The organism is Cytobacillus gottheilii (assembly GCF_018582665.1).
GTDB classification, from domain to species: Bacteria; Bacillota; Bacilli; order Bacillales; family Cytobacillaceae; genus Cytobacillus; species Cytobacillus gottheilii.
In genome coordinates this window covers 1642037-1664693 of sequence record NZ_CP071709.1, presented here as the reverse complement: position 1 = coordinate 1664693, position 22657 = coordinate 1642037, and the positions used below count along the sequence as shown (strand labels likewise).

Genomic DNA, 22657 nt, shown 5'->3' with positions numbered 1-22657 from the left:
GCTAGTAAGTGCTAATTTTAAGAATGATAGAGAAGTTTTTAAGATTACGAGGTGTTTTATAGTGAATAAAGAGGTTATTAAATTTATTAGACAAAGCTATAATATGACGCAACGTGACTTTGCACGCATTGTCAGCTGCAGTTTTTCCCTAATCGCTTTAGTAGAAGTTGGCAAAAGAAGAGTCACCGAAGACTTGGAACATAAAATTAAAATGGCATTTGACATAGATGATAAACAGCTTCAGTCGATCACTTCCCTTATTTCAGAGTTTAGCAAAGGAATTCCACCATTTATGTAAAGGCTGGTAGTCCACGAAGAAATCACTAAATCCAGCCCTTTTCTTCTGCGCTAGAAATGGCCTCAATTCTGTTTTTAGCATGCATTTTGCTGATAATTTCTGACATATAATTTCTGACAGTGCCGTTTGATAGAAAAAGACTTGCTGCAATTTCTTTTGTTGTTTTGCCTTCAGATGCCAACCTTAATATTTCCTGTTCCCTGTGTGTTAGAGGATTTTCATTTCTCATGGCTCCAAAAATTAACTCTGGTGCATACTCTTTTTTTCCTTTCATGACATTGCGAATGGCTTCCGCTAATTCATCACTTGAACCATCCTTTAATAAATAGCCAGAAACATTTGCGTTTAACGCTCTTTCTAAATAACCTGGCCGGGCAAACGTAGTTAAAATAATCATTTTACAGGGATGATTTTCCTTATTTAAGGTCTCTGCCACTTCAAGACCATTTTTATAAGGCATTTCAATATCCAATAAGCAAACATCAGGATGTAATGAATAAATCTGCTCTAATGCTTGTCTTCCATTTTCAACCTGACCTATCACTTGCAGGTCCTCTTCAAAATCTAGCAATGTCCCCAGTGCACCTCTTAACATGCTCTGATCTTCAGCAATTACTATTTTTATCATCTCTATCCCCCCGAAACGACTGGAACATATATTTGAACGGTTGTTCCTTTGTCATTTTTCACTTGCAGTTTTCCTTCTATGAGGCTTAGACGTTCTGCCATCCCTTTTAATCCATTACCATCTGAAGGCGTTCCAACCATACCTCTGCCGTCGTCCCTGATGGTTAAGAACAAGCCCCCATCATCCTTCATGATATCCAGCATGCATTTTTTAGCTTGACTATGCTTTACGATATTTGTTACTGATTCGCGGACACACATGCTAAGAATACTTTGCAAAACGATTGGAATTGTATTTACATCTGTTCTTTCCTCTACTTCATACGTGATGCCAGCTGCATGTAAAAGTGCCTCTGCTTCAATTATTTCTTCTGCAAGGGTTTTTGTTCTCATTTCGGAAACAAGCTCTCTTACTTGCATTAAGGCAATTCTTGACGTTTTGGCAATCTCTAAAGCTTCATCTCTTGCTTTTTGTGCATCCTTTTCAGTTAACTTGCCAACTAATTGGGCTTTTAACGTAATCAGTGATAATGTGTGTCCAAGCGTATCGTGTAAGTCTCTGGCAATTCTCAGCCGTTCTTCTTTTTTGACTAGTACTTCAATCCGCTCATTTGCCTCTTCCAGCTTTCTTTCTAATTCCAGTTTTCGATACATGGAACGAATGCCAAATGGACTGGCTATCATAATCACAATAAACATAAACAAGATATAATAACCATTTGATAGAACATATGGTAAATGCATCAGGATCGGAAACAAAAGAGTAATGGTTAAACCACCCAATGCATAATAGAATGTGCGTTTCTCTGGAAACCAAGCTATAAAATGAGCCGTGAAAAATCCCAGGAAAAGAAAGTTCAAATTATAAAAGACTGATAATATAAGAATAATCAGCAGCTGGCCAACGATCCACTGATGAAATATATGTCCCTCAATTAAAAAATAAAGCTGTCGATAGGATATGAAAAAAATAAACAGCAGAAGATAACCAATAAACATTTTCCAGCCTTGTTCGGTGCTAATATAATAAAATGGCATGATAAAATAGATAAGGAAGACATATGGAAAATAACCATATCTTTTTGGAAATATTTCAATCTCCCTTATCTTTTTTAACATCTTAGCCCACCGCCGCTTCTTGTTTTTTCCTTATATAGATTGATAGTATCATAAAAACTGCCAAATATGCTGCTAGAATCACGACATTACTCCATTCCGGAAGTTCCCCTTTTACAAGGAGCCATGCCCCATTTCCATAGTTATAAGCAGGAAGATATGTTGTAATATTTTGAATGAATTCAGGGAGGATATCTATAGGCATCCAAAGTCCGCCTGTAATGGCAAAGCCAAGATAGAGAATATTACTGATTCCTGATGCTGTATCCACTTTTTTCATATTGCCGATTAAAGTTCCAATTGCAAGGAATGGTAAAGAAGCAGCTAAAATCCATAAACCGCTTGATATCCATTCAACAGCACTTAATTTAACTCCATTTATAATTGCACCAGCTAAAAAAATTATGACGATGGAGAAAACATGGATAAAAGTCTGACCCGCCATCTTAGAAATAAAATAGACACTGTCAGATAACGGTGTGATCCGCATAAACATTGACCATCCTTTAGCCCTTTCTTCAACTAGCCGAATCCCCAATGTCATGATACTTGTTCCCATCACACTGAAAACAGTCATCGACATTAAATAATGTGCCTGCCATTCCTCTTGGTTGCCTATTCCAGTATTAAATATTTTCGTAAAGAGTGTGTAAAAAAGAATAGGCATGAATAACGACCAAAACACATAATAAGGATTACGTAATATTCTAATAATCTCCACTTTACACTGCGTTATTAACATTTTCAATGACATCTGCTCCTTCCTGTGCTGTCAGCTGTTCAAAAGCCTCATCCAGCCGGCCGCTCTCAACCAGTATGTCCTTTACATCAAGCTTTCTGTTAAATATTTCAGCTACCACGATGTCACTATTTTCTGAAACAAGATAGCAGCGGTCACCTTTTTGATAAACTTCCGTTACAGCAGGAATGGACCTTAACTCTTCATACGAGAGCGCATTTTGACCTGGCACAAACGAAACGGATTGCCTCGATAATTTTGACTTTATTTGTGCTGGTGTTCCATCTGCAATTACCTTTCCTTTTTGAAAGAGGATAATTCGATCAGCAGCATCATCTGCTTCCTGTAAATAATGAGTTGTGAATACAACTGTTTTACCTTTATTCTGGAGCTCCTTTACCGTATTCCAGAATTTGCGCCTGCTGGAGATATCCATGCCCACAGTGGGCTCATCAAAAAAGAGCAAATCAGGGTCCCCAGCTAGCGCTAGAGCAAATGATAATCTTCTCTTCTGACCTCCTGAGAGCTTATCTGCTCTTTTTTTCATATCCTCCTCATTCAATCCAGTTAGAGTAACCAGTTCATGAATGGATAGAGATTTAGGGTAATAGCTCCTGAATAGCTGCAGAATTTCACGCACTGTTAAAGCATCAATGACGCTCACCTCTTGAAGCATTGTGCCAATTCTCTCTCTTACCTTTTTTTCTTTCGGCGGGGATCCAAATAAAGTGACCGTTCCGCTGCTCGGCTGAAGCAATCCAAGCATCATCATAATAGTTGTCGTTTTCCCGGCACCATTCGGACCTAAAATGGCAACTATTTCTCCCTTTTGTATCGTCAAAGTAACATCATCAACAGCCTTCATCTCTTTAAACTTTTTGGTAACTCCATTTAATGTAATAATTGTCTCCATTTTTTCACACCTCCATTGTCAACTTCATCCTACAACAATGCTATGAATGCCATTAGTGGATATTGTCATTTATTTGAGATGACAATTGTCATGATCTATTGACAAAGTTTTATTGCAATTTATTTTTCATATAAAAAAACCCCCAACAGTCTGTAGGGAGCATCACATACGATTTCATTTTTTTGCGAGCATTTCATAAACATCATTCATATTTTGACAGCCTAATGTTTCAACGTCTTGGCAATATTTTAACCACAGCTTGGCGGTTAGTATGGCATCCCCAAGAGCGTGATGGCGATTATATACCTCAATTCCATGCCGTTTACAGCAATCTTCCAGCTTAATGGAGCTTTCTTCTTGTTCCACAAGCCGATATAGAAATGATGTATCAAACAAACGATGCCTAAATGGGGTTTTGAAATTCGCCCAGCATACCTGCTGCATAAATTTTTTCTCGTGACTGCTATGATGAGCAATAAGCGGCAAATCTTTAACATACTTAAAAAAAAGCATTAAAGCATCCGAAATTTTAGGAGCATCTGCTAGGTGTTCTTGTTTGATTCCAGTTAACAAAACGATTTCTTCTGATAGCGTTTTAGACGAATGAATTAGCGTGTAAAAGGACTCATTTTCTAAAAGTTCCCCATTTTGTATTTTCACTGCTCCAATTGAAAGAATTTGATCTCCCTTGTCAGGGTAAAATCCAGTTGTTTCAATATCAAAAACGACCGCATTTAACCTTCTGAGCGGCATGTTCATGATATCATTAGCAGCAATCTCCCGCTGCAGCTGCCTTATATATGCGAGATGCTGTGAATTCTCTTTAGATAGGCCTCCAAAAAGATTCCTAATCATTCTCCATGGTTCATTCGCCATTTTTACACCTTCTCAATTAAAGCAATGACATATTGATGAAGCTGCTTTGCTTTTTTTAAAATATGCTTTAGTTCAGCTCTTTCGACCTTTGATAATTCCGTGACATTCAGATAATGAGCATCTTCATATGAGCTGACAAAAATCAGCCTATTTACACGAATTTGAAGCAAAGCCTTATAGGCAAAATAATATTCTTTCAGCATACTCGCATATTGTTTATCTTTAAGTAAAATCAGCATCCTTTTCTCAGTCGGAGATTCAAGAATTCCTTCCTTAACAGCTAGTATTCGAATAGCATTTACAAAGGGTATAAATGCTGAATATTTTAGATCAATACATCCATGATATTTCCCTTTTTCCTCTACGATCAATTGCCCAAGAGGACCGATTGTGTTTTTGAAATGCTGTACATTTTCCATCACCCGTTTAATCAGATTAGGATGCTCTTGACTGTACTCATGAATAAAAGACTTTAAGTCTTCTACTAATTGATTCTGTCCGATCAAAGCTCTGGCATCATAAAAAATTTGCAAATTGCGTATATCAGCCCAGTTTGCCTCTTCCATCCAATGATTCAGTTGTTTTTCCCATTCTTGATGAGACTTGCACCATAAAGGATTGCTGCTCATTACATTCCCTTCACAAAACGGATAACCAACCTCATTAAGCCCAATAGATATTTCCTCACCTAAATGGAGAAAAAAAATATTTGCCTCTTTTGTATCCTCTACATAAATAATCCCATGGTCTTGATCACTGAAAAGCCCCTGTTCAAATCTCCCGCCGCTACCAGTAAGGAAAAAGGCAAAATGACATGGCGGTTCACCAATCTTCTCTATAGCAAGACGTGCAACATTTCCAATAATATGGTCGTGAAATTTATTTAACATATCTGTATTTTGGAGATTTTGATTCACTTGTTTGTTTTTCCAACTCTTTATATCACGATAACTGGAGAAAGATGTTTCCAATCTAACCCTTCCTTTTTAAAGCATTTTAAATTTCGTATAAAACTTACCCTTTTTTTATAGCTTAACAAATCGAGTAATACCAGGTTTATTAATTAAGGTAAAATAGCGTCCATAATCGCAATTGATTATGGACGCTGCCAAGGTTTACTTATTTTTTAAAAATTAAGAACTCAATTTCTTATTTTCTTCTGCCAGAAATACTTCTGGATAGCCATAGCTTCCATGCTCACTCATATCAAGACCCATAATTTCTTCTTCTTCCGTTACACGAAGGCCTCCAAGTGCTTTTTTGATAACAAAAAGAACTGCAAACGATACTGCAAATGCAAATGCTCCTGATACAGTAACACCTAATGCTTGAACACCAAGCTGTGTAAAGCCACCTCCATAGAAAAGTCCTGCCTGACCAACCGATGCAAGCTCTGGAGTTGCAAAGAACCCAGTAGATAAAGTTCCCCATATACCGGCTGCTCCATGAACAGAAAGTGCGTAGATCGGATCATCAATTTTTCTCTTTTCAAAGAAACGCGCACTATAGAATACAAGGATACCAGCAACTAAACCGATCACAACTGCTGCCCATGTATCTACGAAGGCACACGACGCTGTAATGGCTACTAGGCCGGCTAAAGCTCCATTAAGCAAAGTCGGCACGTCAGATTTACCTAAAACCATCCAAGAGATCAGGGCTGCTGCAACAGCTCCAGCACCTGCTGCTAAATTTGTGTTAAGAGCTACAAAACCGAAAAACCCTCCATCAACAGAAACAGTACTGCCGGCATTAAAGCCGAACCAGCCTACCCATAAAATTAAAACTCCTAATGCAGTATACACCTGATTATGACCAAAAATGTTATTTGGAGAGCCATCTTTATTGTATTTACCGATACGAGGTTTCAATAAAATGGTTGCCGCTAAAGCAGCCATTGCACCTGTTAAGTGGACAACTGTTGAACCTGCGAAATCTTGTTTACCATGTTCCGCCAGCCAGCCGCCTCCCCAAATCCAGTGAGCAACGACTGGATAGATAATTGCAGAAAAGATTATCGTGAAGATAAGATATACAGATAATTTCGCTCTTTCTGCAAATCCTCCTAAAGCAACCGTTATGGATATTCCCGCAAATGCTAATTGAAACACGAAGAATACAGCTGAAGATAACCCCATTCCCTCAAGTTCCTGACCTGAGTAGAAGAAATTCGAGAACCCGACTAAGAAATTTGCATTATCTCCGAATATAAAACCAAATCCTACTGCCCAGAATACAAGTGAAGCAAGGCCGAACGTAACAATTGTTTTACCAGCAATATGCCCTGCATTTTTCATTCTTGTAGAACCTGCTTCCAGCATAATGAATCCGCCAATCATAAAAATAACTAAAATTGCACTAATCATGACCCACAAGCTGTTCATTAAAAACGTGGCATCCATTCTTTTTCCCCCTTTATTTTATGTTATATTTACTAACTATTTCATGTTAGATTATATAACATTGATTAATTAACTCTTATTTTACTCGAAAATAAAAAGAAGTCAACACGAAATTTTAAATTTTCCGAAATTTATGTCAGAATATCTTCCATGACTTTTTTTCATCTACATACCTCCCTTAATTGCGGGTAAAATAGAAGTAGCAATTCATGATTATAAAAGAGGATTCTTTTTTCATAAAAGGCTTCTAAGCTTGAGTAATGATGAATTGTGACTACCTTGTTGGGAGTGATGGATCATGGCAAGAAACAAACTTTTAGTACCCGGTTCTGAAAATGCTTTAGAGCAAATGAAGCAGGAGATTGCAGGGGAGTTTGGTGTACAGCTTGGTGCAGACACGACCTCAAGAGCAAACGGTTCTGTCGGCGGCGAAATGACCAAACGTCTTGTCGCATTAGCGGAAGAACAGTTGAAAAATCAGCAATAAATAAAAGGGATGCCAGTAATGGTATCCCTTTTTATCATCCTCATTGTGGTATTTGATCTTTCTCATTTAAAATACTTTCTTCTAAGTATTGCGATTTATCTCCATAGACATTTGTTATATGCGTCTCTCCCCATGCACATAGCAGATCCAAAATGGATTCCAGACTTTCTCCATATTCACTTAGTTCATATTCAACTTTTGGCGGTATTTGGTTATAGACAATACGGTTAATAACTCCGTCTTCTTCAAGCTCTCGCAATTGCTGCGTGAGCATTTTCTGCGTAATATTCGGCATCAGCCTTTTTAACTCACTTGTCCGTTTTTTACCGTGTGTCAGATGACATAGAATCACACACTTCCACTTACCTCCGATAACCTCAAGCGTAGCTTCGACACCAATGTTATATTTCTTTTTCTTCATTTTCTTTTCCCTTCCTTCTGATAGGCACCAAAAGGTTCCTATCGTACTTTTTAGTTTCTATATTACAAAAAAGTACGTTCTTCTCTTTTTAAAACTTATATCCCATAATAGCTTTTGCACACCGATCCATACTATACCACTTTCATAAGGAGTGGAAAATACAATTCAGGAGGAAAATGCATGAAAAAGAAAAATAATCAATTCGCTTTGTTAGCATTGGCTATAAGCGCCTTTGCTATCGGAACTACAGAGTTCATCAGTGTGGGTCTTCTTCCTCTCATTGCAGAGGATTTAAATATAAGTCTTCCGATCGCAGGATTAACAGTATCCATTTATGCGTTAGGCGTTACGATCGGGGCACCGATTCTAACTTCCATAACTGCAGCAATTCCCCGCAAAACATTGCTGATTTGGATTATGATCATATTCATTATCGGCAATATCATTGCTGCGACTGCTGCTAACATCGGAATTCTGCTGATCGCACGGCTGATTTCAGCCTTTTCTCATGGCGTATTCATGTCAATCGGCTCAACCATCGCAGCTAGTTTAGTTTCACAGGACAAAAGGGCTGGCGCTATCTCGATCATGTTCACTGGGTTAACAGTAGCTACTGTAACTGGTGTCCCATTCGGAACATTTTTAGGGCAGCAATTCGGATGGCGGCTTGCATTCATTGCTATCGTTGTAATCGGTATAATCTCGCTGATTTCAAATTACTTCTTAATCCCAGGCAACATGCCTCGCGGAAAAGCAATAAAATTAACTGAACAGTTCAAGCTATTTAAACAAAAACAATTACTGCAGCTATTTCTCATTACAGCTTTAGGTTATGGCGGAACCTTTGTTGTATTTACCTTTTTATCACCGCTTTTGCAGAACGTAACTGGTTTTAAAGAAAATACAGTTGCTCTTTTATTATTGGTTTACGGTGTTGCTATTGCTATCGGAAATATGACAGGCGGAAAGTTAGCTAATAAAGACCCTCTTAAGGCACTGTTTTTCATGTTTATCATACAAGCAGCTATATTATTTATCTTGCCATTTAGTGCACCATATAAAATAGCAGGTTTAGTGACGATCATGTTCATGGGTTTATTCGCCTTTATGAATGTTCCCGGTCTCCAATCCTATGTTGTGGTTCTTGCGGAACGATATGTCCCCAGTGCAGTTGATGTAGCATCCGCTGTTAATATTGCTGCCTTTAACGCAGGAATTGCCATTGGTTCCTATGCAGGCGGTCTAATATCAGATCATATGGGTTTAATCCATACAGGCTGGGTTGGCGGAATTATGGTATTAGCAGCAGCAGTATTGACTGGCAGTAGTTTAAAAGCAGAAAAGGCCTATCATATCAAGGTAAATTACTAGTCCAATTCAAGAACTCTTTAAAACATAGCTTTTCTTTGAATTTCAGGAGGTGATTTTTCAATTTCCTTATAAAAAAGCCTTGAAACCGAAAGATTTAAACATATATATAATTGATATTGGAGGAAAAACAAATGACAGCAAAAAATTTACAAGATAAAACAACTCTTCATAATGGTGTTCAAATGCCTTGGTTCGGTCTAGGTGTATTTAAAGTAGAAGAAGGTCCTGACACAATTAGTTCAGTGAAAGCAGCCATTAAGAATGGATACTTAAGCATTGATACGGCTGCGGTTTATCAAAACGAGGAAGGCGTTGGAGAAGGGATTCGCCAAGGATTAGCTCAAAGCGGATTGAAACGGGAAGAATTATTTATCACTTCTAAAGTATGGAATGCAGATCTTGGCTATGAGGAAACATTGGCAGCTTATGAAGCAAGCCTCCAAAAGCTTGGATTAGATTACTTAGATCTTTATTTAATACATTGGCCAGTTGCCGGAAAATACAAAGCTGCCTGGAAAGCTCTTGAAGAGTTATATAAACAAGGACGCGTAAAAGCTATTGGAGTAAGTAACTTTCAAATTCACCACCTCGACGATTTAATGGCTGAAGCTGAAATCAAACCAATGGTGAACCAAGTTGAATTGCATCCGAAATTAACTCAAATGGAATTACGCACCTTCTGCAAGCAGCACGATATTCAGATTGAAGCATGGTCACCATTAATGCAAGGTGAGCTATTGTCTCATCCTGAGCTGATTAAGATTGCTGAATCACACGGTAAATCTGTTGCGCAAGTGATCTTGCGATGGGATCTTCAAAACGGCATCATCACCATCCCTAAGTCAATTAAGGAACATCGAATTATCGAAAACTCAACTATTTTCGATTTTACGCTTACACAACAAGAGATGGAAGCTATTAATGGATTAAATGAGAACAGACGAGTTGGACCTGATCCAGACAACTTTGATTTTTAAGATAACCCTTTTTTCAAAAAGCAGAGAAAAACCCGAACCATTCTAAATTGGTTCGGGTTTTTTCGGCTGAAGCTCAAAAAACTCATTTTATTTAATAAAAATTCTTAATTTTGTTCATGCAGAGTGAAACTAAATTTCCATTTTCTCGTATATATAGCAACAAACAAATGATAAAGAGGTGTTTCTTATGAAAAAGAAAAGAAATCGTAAAAAGGAGACCTATTTTGATGTAGCAATCGAGCTGATTGAACCTCTTTTTGTCCTCTTCCGTTACTTAATTCGCGGTGCGTTAAAGCTTCTAGAATAAATATGTACCACTTTTGACACATATTTAGTTATTATTTACTTTTAAAATAGCGTTCGTAATGTTAATATTGTGGCAATCAAGACTATTTTCCTAAAGGAGTGTTTAGCATGTTAACTTTACAATCTCCAAATGACCTAGTCGGCCAACAGGAATTAAGAGAAAGAATCGATTTTCTTCGTGCTAAACTAATTAAAACCGGCTTGGAAAATGGTTTCCAACATGTCCAAACGATAAAAATCAGTCAAGATCTTGATGAACATATTGCACAATATCAAATTTATTATCAGCAAAATTCCCGTCAATAGCTTTTAGACTTTTACAGATTCTAAAAGCTGCTTCATATAGTCCATTACTTCTATTTTCATATCCTCTCTTTGCAGAGCATAATCGATTGTAGCTTTTACATACCCAAATTTGTCCCCAATGTCATATCTTTCGCCTTCAAATTCGAAGGCAAAAACCTCCTGACTTTCGTGCAGAACATTGATCGCATCCGTTAATTGCACTTCCCCTCCAGCTCCAGCAGGAAGATTGGCTAAAATATCAAAAATCTCCGGTTTTAATATATATCTGCCTGAAATGGCAAGATTGGATGGAGCTTCCTCTATTAACGGCTTTTCTACTAGCCTTTCAATCGCTAAGGCTTCTTCTTCATGATCTTTGTTTCGCGGCTGAATAATCCCATACTTATGAACTTCTGTCCAATCAACCCGCTGAACACCTACAATGGAAGAACTGTATCTGTTAAACATTCGAATCAATTGCTGAAGGCACGGCTCCTGAGAATTAACAATATCATCCCCAAGCAAAACGGCAAATGGCTCATTGCCTATAAATCGGCTTGCACAAAGGATTGCATCCCCAAGTCCTCTTGGTTCTTTTTGGCGGATATAATGAATATTAGCCAAACAAGATATTTCCTGAACCGTATTTAACATTTCCAGCTTCGACTTTTTAAATAACGTTTCTTCCAGCTCATAAGATTTATCAAAATGGTCCTCAATTGCCCGCTTTCCTCTTCCTGTCACAATAATGATGTCCTCAATCCCTGACTGTACCGCTTCTTCAACGATAAATTGGATCGCCGGCTTATCGACGATTGGCAGCATTTCCTTTGGCATTGCTTTTGTAGCAGGCAAAAATCTTGTTCCAAGACCAGCAGCAGGTATAATCGCTTTTTTAACACTCATCATATTCCTCCTAATGAACCATTATAAAAACGCTCGCAAAAATTAAAATTGAATAGCACACCCATTTATATGCAATTTCTTCAATTACCTATATGGTTCCTGCTTAAAAATTATTCATTTACAATTATTTAACAAACAGTGTCTTAACATTGAATTTACAAGGATCTTAAAGAAGCTTTATATTTGTGCTTTAACATAGGGGTATAGTTATTCTTAAGGAGATGATAGCGATGCTTGAATCATTAACAAGATTAGTGGTTTTAACGATCATCTGCGTGCTTGTTTAAGGGGACCGCTTTTTCTATCTGCATTATCGTTCAGTTTTTCCATTATGGCTGAAACTTGACGACCTTCATATGAACATACTTTGCATGACTTCCACACTATCATACACTTACATAAAGCCTTTCCTGCTATTATACTTAACCTTTTTAAAGCACTTCGTAGAAAAGTGCTTTTATTGTTCGATTAAAAGTAAATTCATTTACAAAATAATTTTTCATTCCGCAAACGGCTTATTCCTCTCATAAATGGCCTCAAATTTCGACATTTTCATTTCTAGCAAGGTAAAACTATTCTGAATTATGGCGCTCTATAAACCTATGATTATTAACAACTTTCCTCTTTCTTTATTAATCTGCTACCTGATTAATATATATTTCCAATTTGCTCTATTCAGCTAAAAGATCATTAACTTTTTGTAAATATCGTAAAGATTCCTTTAATCAAAATACTGAATTGGTATAATATGATTTACCGCTAGTCACAAATGACTCATTTTTATATCAGGGAAGGAATTTTTAGATGATAAAAATCAACATACTTGTCACAAGCGATTTGCACGGAAATGTCTTACCGATTCATTATGGCAGCAATGAGTATTCCAAGGTCGGTCTTGCAAAGATCTCAACCCTAATTAAAAGAGAAAAAACAGAAAACAAACATACGATTTTATTAGACAATGGCGATCTCATCCAAGGTACACCTCTTACATATCATTACGCACGCTATATGAACCATAACAAGAACCCGATGATCATGCTGTTGAACGAACTTTCTTATGATGCCGCTATTCTAGGAAATCATGAGTTTAATTACGGTATGGAGATATTAAATCAGGCTGTAGAAGAAGCCCATTTCCCATGGTTATCAGCAAATATTATCAGCAAGGCAACAGGGAAGCCGTACTTTGGAAAGCCGTATTTCGTAAAGCAAATAGAAGACCTGAAAGTAGCCATTTTAGGCCTGACCACTCACTATATTCCAAACTGGGAAAATCCTGAACATATTAAAAATCTAACCTTTCATGAAGCTCTCGAGACTGCACGTGATTGGGTGAAGTTCATCCGTGAAAACGAAAAACCGGATCTATTGATTGTTTCCTATCACGGCGGCTTTGAAAAAGATCCTGTTACAGGAGAACCAACAGAAGCTTTAACAGGAGAAAATCAAGGATATCGAATCTGCACTGAGATTGAAGGTATTGATGTATTAATCACAGGACATCAGCATCGAAAGCTTGCTGGAGAGATAAACGGAGTTACGATTGTTCAGCCTAGCTTTAATGGACAAGCATTAGGAAAAATAACCATTACTCTTACCAAAGAGAAAAATAATTGGGCAATTAAAGACAAAAAAGCCATACTGCTGGAAACAACTGAAGTTGAAGCAGATGCTAGAAGCATAGATCTTATTCAAGTTTATGAAAAGGAAACACAAGCATGGTTAGATCAGCCCATTGGAAAATTAGATGGTGATATGACGATTCCAGATCCATTAAAAGCCCGGTTAAAAGATAATGCACTTGTTGAATTTATAAACAAAGTACAAATGGAAATTGCCAATACGGAGATTTCTAATACTGCCCTTTTTAATAATGAATTAAAAGGTTTTAAAGAGAAGATCACAATGAGAGATATCGTATCGAATTATATTTATCCAAACACATTAACTGTCATTCGTATCACAGGGCAAGATATAAAAGATGCGCTTGAAAGAAGTGCTGGTTATTTTATGGTCAATAATGGTGAGGTCGCTATTAGTCCTTCCTTTAGCACACCTAAGCCTCAGCATTATAATTACGATATGTGGGAAGGAATTGACTACATTTTAGATATATCAAAGCCTGTTGGGAACAGGGTCATTAAATTGAAAAAGGATGGCTTCGATATTGATTTAACAGCGGAATACGATGTTGTCATGAACAATTATCGTGCTGCCGGGGGCGGAGATTATCATATGTTTAAAGACAAACCCGTCATTAAAGAGATCTCTCTGGATATGTCCGAGATTCTTGCTAATTATATTCTTGAAAGAGGCAAGATTGAAGCTTCGGTAAATGAGAATTGGAAAGTTATTTGGTAACTGCCAGGAGAACAAGCTAATATTGCTTTTCTAGATTAGCATCTGCCTCAATTTTTTCTTGTATTGTAAAATAAACTTTACGGAAGACATAAAAAAGAAGTCAGCTCTGGTTGATTGCCAAAGCTGACTTCTTTTTTAAAATATCAGGAGCTTTTATAAACCTCTAAGGCTTTTTCAGAAGGTTTTATTCTGCTGCCATTGCTTCCGCTTTCGTTCGATGAACGGTTCCAAACGGATGGTTAGGCGGCGCATATATTGAATATAACTTTAGCGGAACATTTCCCGTATTCGTAAGGTTATGCCATGTTCCAGCTGGGATTAAAATAGCTGAGTCATCGAATACATTTCTTTGAAAAGGTAAATTGTCTTTAGTATTTCCCATTCTCACTAATCCTTGCCCCTGTTCAATTCGTAAAAATTGATCCACATTCGGATGCATTTCTAATCCAATATCTCCCCCAACATCAATACTCATTAAAGTCACCTGCAAATGCTTCCCTGTCCAAATGACTGTTCGAAAGGTATTATTCTGTTTGGCCGCCTCATTAATATTGGTTACATATGGTCTAAAACCGTAATCCTGTATCTCCCAATTCTGATGAAATGGAGCTACGCGATACGTTTGCTGTTGATTCCAGCAGTTATACGGGTAATAATAATACATCTGGCATCCCCTTCTTTTTTTCATATCATATGCATCTTTTGAAAGGGCGGTTAAAATGTGAACCTTATTAATACCTATTTAGCTGCAGTGTCAGCTTCGTGTAAGATCAATAAGTCTTCAAATAATGTATCTCCTATGAGTTCTTTGATTTCACTTAACTTTTTCTCGCTTGCATTCATTGGCATCATATGAAACTGTACAAGCGTTACTACCTTTTCTGTAAATTCCCTGCTGTAGCCTAATTGATTTAAATAAAAGGCAGCCAGCTGTGAGGATACATATTCATGCCCGATGAAGCTGGCATATCTTGTTTCTTCTCCTTTATAATTGACAAATGATTTACAGAAACCTTTGCCAAGATCATGAAAAATGCTGGCATATAACAGCCCAAGCCTATTGCTCCCCTTATAATATTCGTAAATATGTTTATACACATAAAAAATATGCCTGCTTACGGAGAAGGAATGATATTTGGAATCATGAGGAAGATGGTTAATGATTTGAAATTCCGGGATCAGCTGCATTAATTTATCCATAAACTCATCATGAGATAAAGCGCTATTTAGATGTTCTTCCAGTGCCGTTTTGTGATGGTCGGCAAATAACCTTTTAGGTTCATAAATAGTATGTACCTCTTTCCAGCCTTCTTTTAGTACTGGAATATGAAGGTTTTTATACATCCGATTGATCACTTCTTCACCAACTGTTCGTTCTCTTACCTTATCTCTCTCATAACAATTATCTATATGTGTGTTCAGATAATAAACCACTTTTTCATCCGCTTTAATCTCATGCTGTATCAAATGTTTCCTGCGTTTTCGGTTTAGATTAGTAGAATCATAGATGACATTCTTTCCCTTTGAAAGGCAAGTATTCGCTCTGCTATTTAATTCTTCAAAAAGTTTCTTATGATCTGCCTGAATGTTCTCATCACCATGCATTTCTTTTCTTAGTCTGTCAGAAGACAGCACTTCAGCAGCATATTTAATAGACAACGTTTCTGCCAGTGTACTTTTCCCGCTCGCCGGAAGCCCGACCAGCATGATAAACATAGCCATTATGATTTCTCCCCGTTAACAAAATCACTATAATTTTTATAAATATGCTCTTTTATATCTTCTTGTTTTAGCTTGTTGTCGTATTGTTTAAAAACAAGATATTTATATTCCTGCGGTATATTGCTTGATGCATGAATAGCAAATGATTTACGATCTTGAGTATTGCTTAGTGAAGCATGTAAGTACTCATCTACTATATACTTTAGGTTTAACAGCTCTGCATCCAGCTTCTTTTTGAAATCTTCAATTTCATGTCGGAATTCTTCCGGCATTTTTAGGATTAGTTCATCTATTTTCCCATCTTTCCAGTATTCCGTCTTCATCTTGTCAGAAAGACCGTATGCAATTTTATGAATATCCATATAACGGTCGCCTTTTACTTTAAGTCGTTTGCCGCTGGACCATCTTAACACCCAGCCTTCGTTATTATGGTCAATAGTTGCCTTTAATCTGACCGCTTCTTCTAACGTTAACTTCTTCTGCTCTGTTACCTTCATCCCCAATTGAGTCCCAAGCTGCAAAAGCTCATTATAATGAAAATCTTTACCAGAAAACCGATCAACTGCACCAATAATGATTAAGTCAGACATACCGCTATAATCTACTACCACTCTCGTTGATGGATCAATTATTTCAACTAATAACGTCGTTTCATCCGGTATCATGACATCTGCATACTTTTCATCCCATATTTTTTGAGCTATTTGGGCTTGAACTGACTCAAAAGATCCCCTTGTTGCCCAGTATGTTTGGCCATTTATTTTATAGCTTATCCCCAAAGATCCGTCCAGCTTTACTGTAAATTCAGGTGTTTCATCAAAAGGAATATCAGCTTCATATTCAGGAAGTTCACCATAATTAAAAAACTTCGGAAACGGTCTGGCCAACACTTCATTACTTGATTCATTAATAATTAACCCCCTGCATGACAAAGTAATGTCATTCCAGCGCTTTTCATATGTCGTGTTTTCTGTGTAATTTAAAATAACAATGTCCGGAAATTGAGGATGAATCCTCCTTGATACAAACCGACCTTCTACTTCCTTCATATATAATTGTTTAGAAAACATAATAAACACCTTCAGTATATTATTTGTGAATACTCTGATTACTTAGACCAACATAAAAAGGATATTAAAATTCCAAAAAGATCTATATTTTCCCTATTTTAACTAATAATTATATAATAGTATATATATCTAAGTTAATTAGAGAGATTTTGGAGGTATAATAATTGTTTCATAAGAGTTATCTTACTAGGTTATTTAATAATATTATACAAGCATACATTTTTAGCGTTTGGACTATGATGGGATATCTTTTTGTTATTAACCTACATGATCAGAATTCCTTACCTGCCCTCTCCGCTCATTTTTTAATTTTCAGTTTTGCTGCTTTCATCCTAATGATCCCTTTTGCAGCATTATTGATCACCACAACCGATTATTCTTCCAGATTTATAAAGGCAAAAATAGCTTCTGTCATTTTGAAAATAGCTTCATACCATATTCCTGTTATAATTGTTGTTTACCTTCTAAGTACAGATAAAATATTTGCTGCCAACCTGCTATTTGAGATCCCTGTCCTGGTCCTTCTGATTGTAGAATATGGTTCCAAACGAATTAAGAATTCTTCTATCTTACTTTTTACTTCCTTAGCAGTTGGTTTAACGCATATTTTATTGGTTATCATAGGAATCTTGGTGATTGGTGTTAGCGTTGTTGAATAGTTGTTCGACCATCTGATCTAAATTAGAGCTTATATTTATTGTGCATTTTTCAGTAAAAAAATAAATTTAATGTAATATCTGGATGCATTGAACGGATTATTGTCGCAAGCCCATCTAACACATTCTATGTATTATAAAATAAATATGATCTTTCAGAGACAGATCATGTATATAATATTTTAAAACCAATGCATACTATACAAATTTAATACACAAACTACCTATCGTAATCTATATCCTTACATAAGGAGAAAATTATGAAATTTAATAAGATAGGGAGTGCTATGATGGGCATTTTAAGTGGAAACCCCAAAGATGAACCTTTACATTATGGTGAAGTATTTGCTATGTTCACCCATCTTTCTGTAAACAACGGTATGATTTCTGGTTACCAAACCATGATTAATCACGCTGGCGATGGCGACCTAAAGAAACTAATGGAAGAAGCAATTAAGAGTCTGCAGGCTGAAAACCAGCAGTTAGAAGAATTATTAAAGAGTAATGGTGTTGGACTGCCTCCTGCACCACCGGCTCGTCCGAATGCAAATTTAGAGGACATTCCTGTTGGCGCAAGATCCACTGATCCAGAAATCAGTGCAGCTATTTCGGCAGATACAGCAGCAGGTTTGGTAGCCTGCAGCCAAGCTATTGGACAAGCAGTTAGAGAAGACGTTGCAATGATGTATGGACAGTTCCATATGAATAAGGCACAATTTGGTGCAAAGATGTTAAAACTTAATAAAGAAAAAGGGTGGTTGATTCCTCCACCACTTCATTATCCAAAAGGAACAGAATCATAATGACAAGGCGCCTCTTTTGAGGTGCTTTTTTATTTTTACTTAAATGGCAAGAAAACAAATGTTACTTATACTGCTGCTAGCAAGCAATTAAGGGAAGGTGCTTACTTAAAACGGAACGAAAAGAACCTATGTGAATTCTTGGGAAGAAGTTCAAATGAGTGAAATGCCTTTTAGTGTTCATGTAAAGATTGTTTCATAACTGTTCTTAAATTCAGTCAAAAAAGCCTAGAACCATTATGGCTCTAGGCTTTCATATGATGACCCCTGATTGAGTGTGGAGCAGAGACCACTAGCCTTTCAAGTTATTTATTTAAGATAGTAATCTCTTTAACAGTATCACCTTCATAATCAGATATACCCAGAATCTGATTAGATTCAATATCTTCAATATCAGCCTCTTCTCCATTCTCGAAGGTGATTTTAGTATTTTCATCTATATTAAAAACTTTTACATAACCCACATCTGCTTGCTTTGCTACATAGCCCTCATTTATTGTCCATTCAGTAACATTAAGATGCAGTTCATTGTTTTCCAAGCTTTCAAACGTACCATACACTTCATATTCATTTTCACTTGAACAACCTACTAGGATCACAAATGTTAACAAAATAATACAAATGATTCTCATCTTTTACCTCTCTCAACTATTGTTAGAATCTTCTATTTATTGGACTTGTATAAAGGTTAAAATTATATTTTCCTATAGTCAAGTGCAGCCAACTTATTGTTGCTCAATTGGTTGCCCGAACGTTGCGCATACTTTTATTTTAAAAAAATAACGCTATCCCCATTTGAGTAGGAATAGCGTTATACCAATGTTTAGATTATGATTCCGACTGGGTTCGAACCAGCGACCTCTACCCTGTCAAGGTATTCGTTAAGTCAGACGGTAAGTCATCGGTAAGTCAGGCGTTGGTATATTACGGTTTTGGACACGTACAAGTCATTCGTTAAGTCAAATTATACGCGATAGGAGCGTTACCTTGCAAGACTTTATTCCGCAACCTCCACGCCAACCACATTCGCCATGTCAACGCGGGCTACGCCGTCGCCAGCCTCCGACTTCAATCGCAACTGTTGGCGCACCTGGTCAACGTAATGCACGCGCCCACTTTCTTCTATAATATGTCCGCCGTCCCATACCGCCAATTTGACCGCTAGGTTATATTCCATCGCGTATGCTATCCGCTCGTCAAATTCGTTGCGTTGAAACTCGTCGATCAACGGCCGGTCGACCTTGCGCATTTCTGCGTCTAACTGTTTTAGCGCGCCGACATGTTCCGTCATGAAAAACCCTTGCCACTTTATTAGTCCTCTATCGCGATTATACCGAATGTCCATTTCGCTCACCTCGCGATAATTATACGAGAACATTCGTTCGACTGTCAACAGGCGCAGGCAGTCGCGTTATGAACCGGCCGTAGCCGTCTTTACTCTTAATGAGGTTCAGCGAATGGTAACGAGGCAGCCGCAATAAATCCTCTTCGGTAAACGGATACAGCTCGCTTTTTAGTTCCTCGTAATTCTTCTTATCGCAACCGCTAATCAGCATATAGCTCGCGTTAGCCGAGCGCAGTTCGTCGCGAATATGTTTGATCTGATTCAAGTAGTGACAGCTGATTATCGGCTTTAGTCCGAATTTAGCCAGGCGCGACAGGCGCTGTTTCAGCAGTTGTTCCGTGTTCGCTACTTGATATAATTCGTCGATTACGAGATTCACTTTTCGCTGCTGATCACGGTCAGTCACGCGCTCGCTCCGCACTTGTAACGCGAGATAAAGCTTCGTCATCCAGTAGGTCGCGTAGACGTCGCGCTCGTCGTCCGTGCTGAACATGGTTTCCGGCATCTTAATGCAAATGAGCTGATTACGCTGCAGCTCGTCGACCAGATTAACGTTGTCGGCCGTGTCCTTTTTCAGCATCATTTCGAGATATGCGTTATCCTTCAAGCGATTCAGCCGCGATATAATTCCTTCTACTAGGTGTAATTTCGTGCCGACGACTGCGCCTTCCTTATTACAATCGTCCAGCTCGCGCATATATTCGATGTACTCCGCCATGTTTTCGTGCTGATCCGAGGGTACTTGCGCCAAGTATTTATAGCGCAATTCATGGCGCTGTAGCACGCCGAACACGTCGCGAATGCTCCCGCCGCTAATAAACACGGTCAAGGCCGCGCTAGTTAAATAACGGTTCATCCGAGCGCTCAACGGCGTGTCATCTGTATTAATCGAATTGACTAGCGTTATTAATTGCGTCGTCTGTTTCTTGGCGTTCACGTATCGCGTAAAAGTATCGTCGCTGTACGGAATTTCGTTATAGCCGAGGCCTTGTATTGTCGCAAAGTCGTCGCATTCTATTCGCATAACTTTGTCGTCGGGGAATAGCGCCGCCACTTCCTCGCTCAATTCGCAGTTTTTGATGAAGTCGATCATTACGACGCATTCGCCGTTGTTTAAAGCATCGTTCGCAAGGTTGCCGATTAGAGTCGACTTGCCCGCGCGAGTTGGTCCGATAAGCACTAGCGTCAGTTGCTTATATTCACGATCAGTCGACAGGTACGCGTCTTGCTCATGTCCTCGATAGGTTGACGTACCAATCCGCATGACGCCGCGCCGTAAATCATCGGGCACTTGCGTTTCTTGCGTTTCAACCTTTTCAATAAAGTCGTGACCTTCGAGCAATTCACGACCAGGCAACGCAATAAAGTTCTGCGCCTCTTGGTCGCCGATCTTGCTGACGTCTGCGCCGGCAATGCGATAGTCCGTAAAATTAAACGACTTGCTGTGCGGTTTAGCAACGAGTTTGTTATCGTCGGCAATCGCGTCAAAACTTTGCGTTAGTGACCGCAAGTTATTGGCACGGCGCAGTTTGTCGTCGCTATCGCTCATTAACATAATCTGCGTTTCGAGCACGGTCGCCGTCGCTTTCTTTCGCGTGGACTCGCCGATTTGATTGCCACCGTTTAAGCGCTCTAACATGCCCTCTAGCACGTTGTAATCGCCGCCCTTCCTTTTACCCTCACCGCCACTTAACACGCTAGTAACGTCGTCTATAAGCGTCGATAACACACCAATTGTCGTCTTTAATACGTAGCCTGCGCCAAACTTATTACGGTCGGTCGGCAAGCCGCGTTTAACCTTTCGCAAAGTGTTCTCGTAAGTGCTGCGCCAGGTAAATTGCGAGGTAGGTACGAAGTTATAAAATATGCCGACTCGATCGCCTTCCTCTAGCACGTCAACTACGTTTAGATTCGATTGCAGTAAATCGTTATTGCGTCGGTCCGTCGCCAGGCTCAACGCATCCTCTTTCGCATAGGAAAGTGAGGCATACTTTGCGTCAGGACTGAACGAAGGCAATTCGTCAACTTGCTCGATGGTAATGTTAGGCCATGCGTCAGTCGCCCGCTCCTTCAACACGGACATGTAGCGCTTCGGCACGATAAAGTAAAATTCAACGCGCCCCTTTTCGATGTATATATAATAGGAAACTTTTGCGCTGGCTTCGTATGAGAACCGTGTGCCTACGAGGAAATCACGACCTAATAGACGCACGGCTTTCGCTTCCTCTTTGCGGACATTCTGCGCGATATTGCGATGAATAGACGCAATAGCTTTCGCAATTTTATGCGTGTTATTATTCTTGATCGATTTGTTCGGGCGTAGTTTAAGGTAGACATATTCCGGCTTGACGACCGTTAAGATATCGCTAAATTTTGCGCTTTTCATCGATATACAACGCCTTTCTGCTGGCTTTTCGTAAGATACTCTCTACACTTTCTTGTAGCCATATGTTATTACTGCTCTCTTCTTCGGTAATCTCGTAAATCTCAAAGCGCGCAAACACTTTACTCTCCCCGACTGTGGTCTCTCCTAATTCAATCGCAAAATCAAAAGGCATCGGATACGGCGCGGAATATACTGAGCTCCCATCTTCATTTATTAGTTTAATTGAGTAATACAACCAATCTTTCATTTCAAGCACCTCCGTTGTTTAATAACGCTCTTAGAAGTATATTTGCGACAACTAACACGCCAGCCCATCGTCCGCCATCGCGCCAGCCGCCGATTTTCAATAGAATCATAATCGCTGAGCCTACGAGGGTAAATCCCGCCAATAAGTCGGCGACTACATCAAGGGCGCCAAGCGCTACCTCCGTTAATATTTCGCCCGTCTTTTCGCGAATGCCCGTGCTCCAAAAGAATCGCGATAGCAAGCCTTGCGAATCGTGATTACTCATTAGCGTTGGTATTAAGCCAGGCGCTACGTGGTCGCCACTTATATTCGCTAACGGTTCGGCAAATGGCGTCGGGTCCAA

General features: G+C 38.6%; 25 protein-coding genes. 8 read left to right on the top strand and 17 right to left on the bottom strand.

What is annotated here, in order from left to right:
* Window positions 1-61 precede the first annotated feature (61 nt).
* Window positions 62-298, top strand: a complete 237-nt coding sequence (locus J1899_RS08305; protein WP_066447352.1) for a helix-turn-helix domain-containing protein — start codon at window positions 62-64, stop codon at window positions 296-298.
* A gap of 25 nt (window positions 299-323) precedes the next feature.
* On the opposite strand, the gene J1899_RS08300 is transcribed toward J1899_RS08305, so the two are convergent.
* The 7 genes from J1899_RS08300 to J1899_RS08270 form a co-directional block, all read right to left on the bottom strand.
* Complete coding sequence (locus J1899_RS08300; RefSeq protein ID WP_066447354.1) at window positions 324-926, bottom strand: response regulator transcription factor; 603 nt, start codon at window positions 924-926, stop codon at window positions 324-326.
* 2 nt (window positions 927-928) lie between these two features.
* Window positions 929-2044 (bottom strand): sensor histidine kinase, encoded by a 1116-nt coding sequence (locus J1899_RS08295; RefSeq protein ID WP_214478387.1) that lies wholly within the window; start codon window positions 2042-2044, stop codon window positions 929-931.
* Window position 2045: 1 nt separating this feature from the next.
* Window positions 2046-2789, bottom strand: a complete 744-nt coding sequence (locus J1899_RS08290) for an ABC transporter permease (protein ID WP_214478386.1) — start codon at window positions 2787-2789, stop codon at window positions 2046-2048.
* The gene (locus J1899_RS08285; protein ID WP_214478385.1) at window positions 2764-3693 is read right to left on the bottom strand and encodes an ABC transporter ATP-binding protein; all 930 of its coding nucleotides are present in this window, start codon (window positions 3691-3693) and stop codon (window positions 2764-2766) included. Before J1899_RS08285 ends, J1899_RS08290 begins: the two co-directional genes overlap by 26 nt.
* A 174-nt stretch (window positions 3694-3867) precedes the next feature.
* Window positions 3868-4569 carry an exonuclease domain-containing protein gene (locus J1899_RS08280; protein WP_066447366.1) on the bottom strand — a complete coding sequence of 234 codons (702 nt, stop codon included), beginning with the start codon at window positions 4567-4569 and terminating at the stop codon, window positions 3868-3870.
* 2 nt (window positions 4570-4571) lie between these two features.
* Entirely contained in the window at window positions 4572-5540 is a 969-nt protein-coding gene (locus J1899_RS08275) for a DUF294 nucleotidyltransferase-like domain-containing protein (RefSeq protein ID WP_214478384.1), read from the bottom strand.
* Window positions 5541-5702: 162 nt separating this feature from the next.
* On the bottom strand, window positions 5703-6971 hold the full coding sequence (locus J1899_RS08270) for an ammonium transporter (protein WP_066447371.1): 1269 nt from the start codon (window positions 6969-6971) through the stop codon (window positions 5703-5705).
* A gap of 298 nt (window positions 6972-7269) precedes the next feature.
* Between J1899_RS08270 and J1899_RS08265 the strand changes: the two genes are divergently transcribed.
* Window positions 7270-7458, top strand: coding sequence for an alpha/beta-type small acid-soluble spore protein (locus J1899_RS08265; protein WP_066447373.1), 189 nt, complete (start codon window positions 7270-7272; stop codon window positions 7456-7458).
* A 40-nt stretch (window positions 7459-7498) separates the two neighbouring features.
* On the opposite strand, the gene J1899_RS08260 is transcribed toward J1899_RS08265, so the two are convergent.
* The gene (locus tag J1899_RS08260) at window positions 7499-7879 is read right to left on the bottom strand and encodes a winged helix-turn-helix transcriptional regulator (protein WP_214478383.1); all 381 of its coding nucleotides are present in this window, start codon (window positions 7877-7879) and stop codon (window positions 7499-7501) included.
* Window positions 7880-8059: 180 nt separating this feature from the next.
* On the opposite strand from J1899_RS08260, the gene J1899_RS08255 reads away from it, so the two are divergent.
* From J1899_RS08255 to J1899_RS08245, 3 genes are all read left to right on the top strand, one after another.
* Window positions 8060-9250: an MFS transporter gene (locus tag J1899_RS08255; RefSeq protein ID WP_214478382.1), complete on the top strand. Its 1191-nt coding sequence runs from the start codon at window positions 8060-8062 to the stop codon at window positions 9248-9250.
* 131 nt (window positions 9251-9381) lie between these two features.
* Window positions 9382-10227, top strand: a complete 846-nt coding sequence (locus J1899_RS08250; RefSeq protein WP_066447381.1) for an aldo/keto reductase — start codon at window positions 9382-9384, stop codon at window positions 10225-10227.
* 414 nt (window positions 10228-10641) lie between these two features.
* On the top strand, window positions 10642-10839 hold the full coding sequence (locus J1899_RS08245) for an aspartyl-phosphate phosphatase Spo0E family protein (protein WP_214478381.1): 198 nt from the start codon (window positions 10642-10644) through the stop codon (window positions 10837-10839).
* Between the two features lie 3 nt (window positions 10840-10842).
* Here the strand turns inward: J1899_RS08245 and galU are convergent, their stop codons facing one another.
* On the bottom strand, window positions 10843-11724 hold the full coding sequence (galU, locus tag J1899_RS08240; RefSeq protein ID WP_066447385.1) for a UTP--glucose-1-phosphate uridylyltransferase GalU: 882 nt from the start codon (window positions 11722-11724) through the stop codon (window positions 10843-10845).
* An 804-nt stretch (window positions 11725-12528) separates the two neighbouring features.
* Here galU and J1899_RS08235 point away from each other — a divergent pair.
* A complete protein-coding gene (locus J1899_RS08235; RefSeq protein WP_214478380.1) occupies window positions 12529-14088 on the top strand; it encodes a bifunctional metallophosphatase/5'-nucleotidase in 1560 nt (519 codons plus the stop codon).
* Window positions 14089-14272: 184 nt separating this feature from the next.
* On the opposite strand, the gene J1899_RS08230 is transcribed toward J1899_RS08235, so the two are convergent.
* The 3 genes from J1899_RS08230 to J1899_RS08220 form a co-directional block, all read right to left on the bottom strand.
* Window positions 14273-14752, bottom strand: a complete 480-nt coding sequence (locus J1899_RS08230) for a cupin domain-containing protein (protein WP_425515000.1) — start codon at window positions 14750-14752, stop codon at window positions 14273-14275.
* Between the two features lie 74 nt (window positions 14753-14826).
* Window positions 14827-15810, bottom strand: a complete 984-nt coding sequence (locus J1899_RS08225; RefSeq protein WP_214478378.1) for an ATP-binding protein — start codon at window positions 15808-15810, stop codon at window positions 14827-14829.
* Entirely contained in the window at window positions 15810-16880 is a 1071-nt protein-coding gene (locus J1899_RS08220) for a T4 RnlA family RNA ligase (protein ID WP_214478377.1), read from the bottom strand. Before J1899_RS08220 ends, J1899_RS08225 begins: the two co-directional genes overlap by 1 nt.
* A gap of 164 nt (window positions 16881-17044) precedes the next feature.
* Here J1899_RS08220 and J1899_RS08215 point away from each other — a divergent pair, with 164 nt between their 5' ends.
* Window positions 17045-17539: a hypothetical protein gene (locus tag J1899_RS08215; RefSeq protein WP_214478376.1), complete on the top strand. Its 495-nt coding sequence runs from the start codon at window positions 17045-17047 to the stop codon at window positions 17537-17539.
* A 287-nt stretch (window positions 17540-17826) separates the two neighbouring features.
* On the top strand, window positions 17827-18339 hold the full coding sequence (locus J1899_RS08210; protein ID WP_066447404.1) for a DUF3231 family protein: 513 nt from the start codon (window positions 17827-17829) through the stop codon (window positions 18337-18339).
* 302 nt (window positions 18340-18641) lie between these two features.
* On the opposite strand, the gene J1899_RS08205 is transcribed toward J1899_RS08210, so the two are convergent.
* The 5 genes from J1899_RS08205 to J1899_RS22605 form a co-directional block, all read right to left on the bottom strand.
* The gene (locus J1899_RS08205; RefSeq protein ID WP_066447408.1) at window positions 18642-18968 is read right to left on the bottom strand and encodes a hypothetical protein; all 327 of its coding nucleotides are present in this window, start codon (window positions 18966-18968) and stop codon (window positions 18642-18644) included.
* 365 nt (window positions 18969-19333) lie between these two features.
* On the bottom strand, window positions 19334-19681 hold the full coding sequence (locus J1899_RS08200) for a YolD-like family protein (RefSeq protein WP_214478375.1): 348 nt from the start codon (window positions 19679-19681) through the stop codon (window positions 19334-19336).
* 19 nt (window positions 19682-19700) lie between these two features.
* Window positions 19701-22067, bottom strand: a complete 2367-nt coding sequence (locus J1899_RS08195) for a type IV secretory system conjugative DNA transfer family protein (protein ID WP_214478374.1) — start codon at window positions 22065-22067, stop codon at window positions 19701-19703.
* The gene (locus J1899_RS08190) at window positions 22048-22314 is read right to left on the bottom strand and encodes a hypothetical protein (protein ID WP_214478373.1); all 267 of its coding nucleotides are present in this window, start codon (window positions 22312-22314) and stop codon (window positions 22048-22050) included. The genes J1899_RS08195 and J1899_RS08190 overlap by 20 nt, the downstream gene beginning before the upstream one ends.
* Before the next feature lies 1 nt (window position 22315).
* Window positions 22316-22657, bottom strand: a complete 342-nt coding sequence (locus J1899_RS22605; protein ID WP_246586617.1) for a hypothetical protein — start codon at window positions 22655-22657, stop codon at window positions 22316-22318.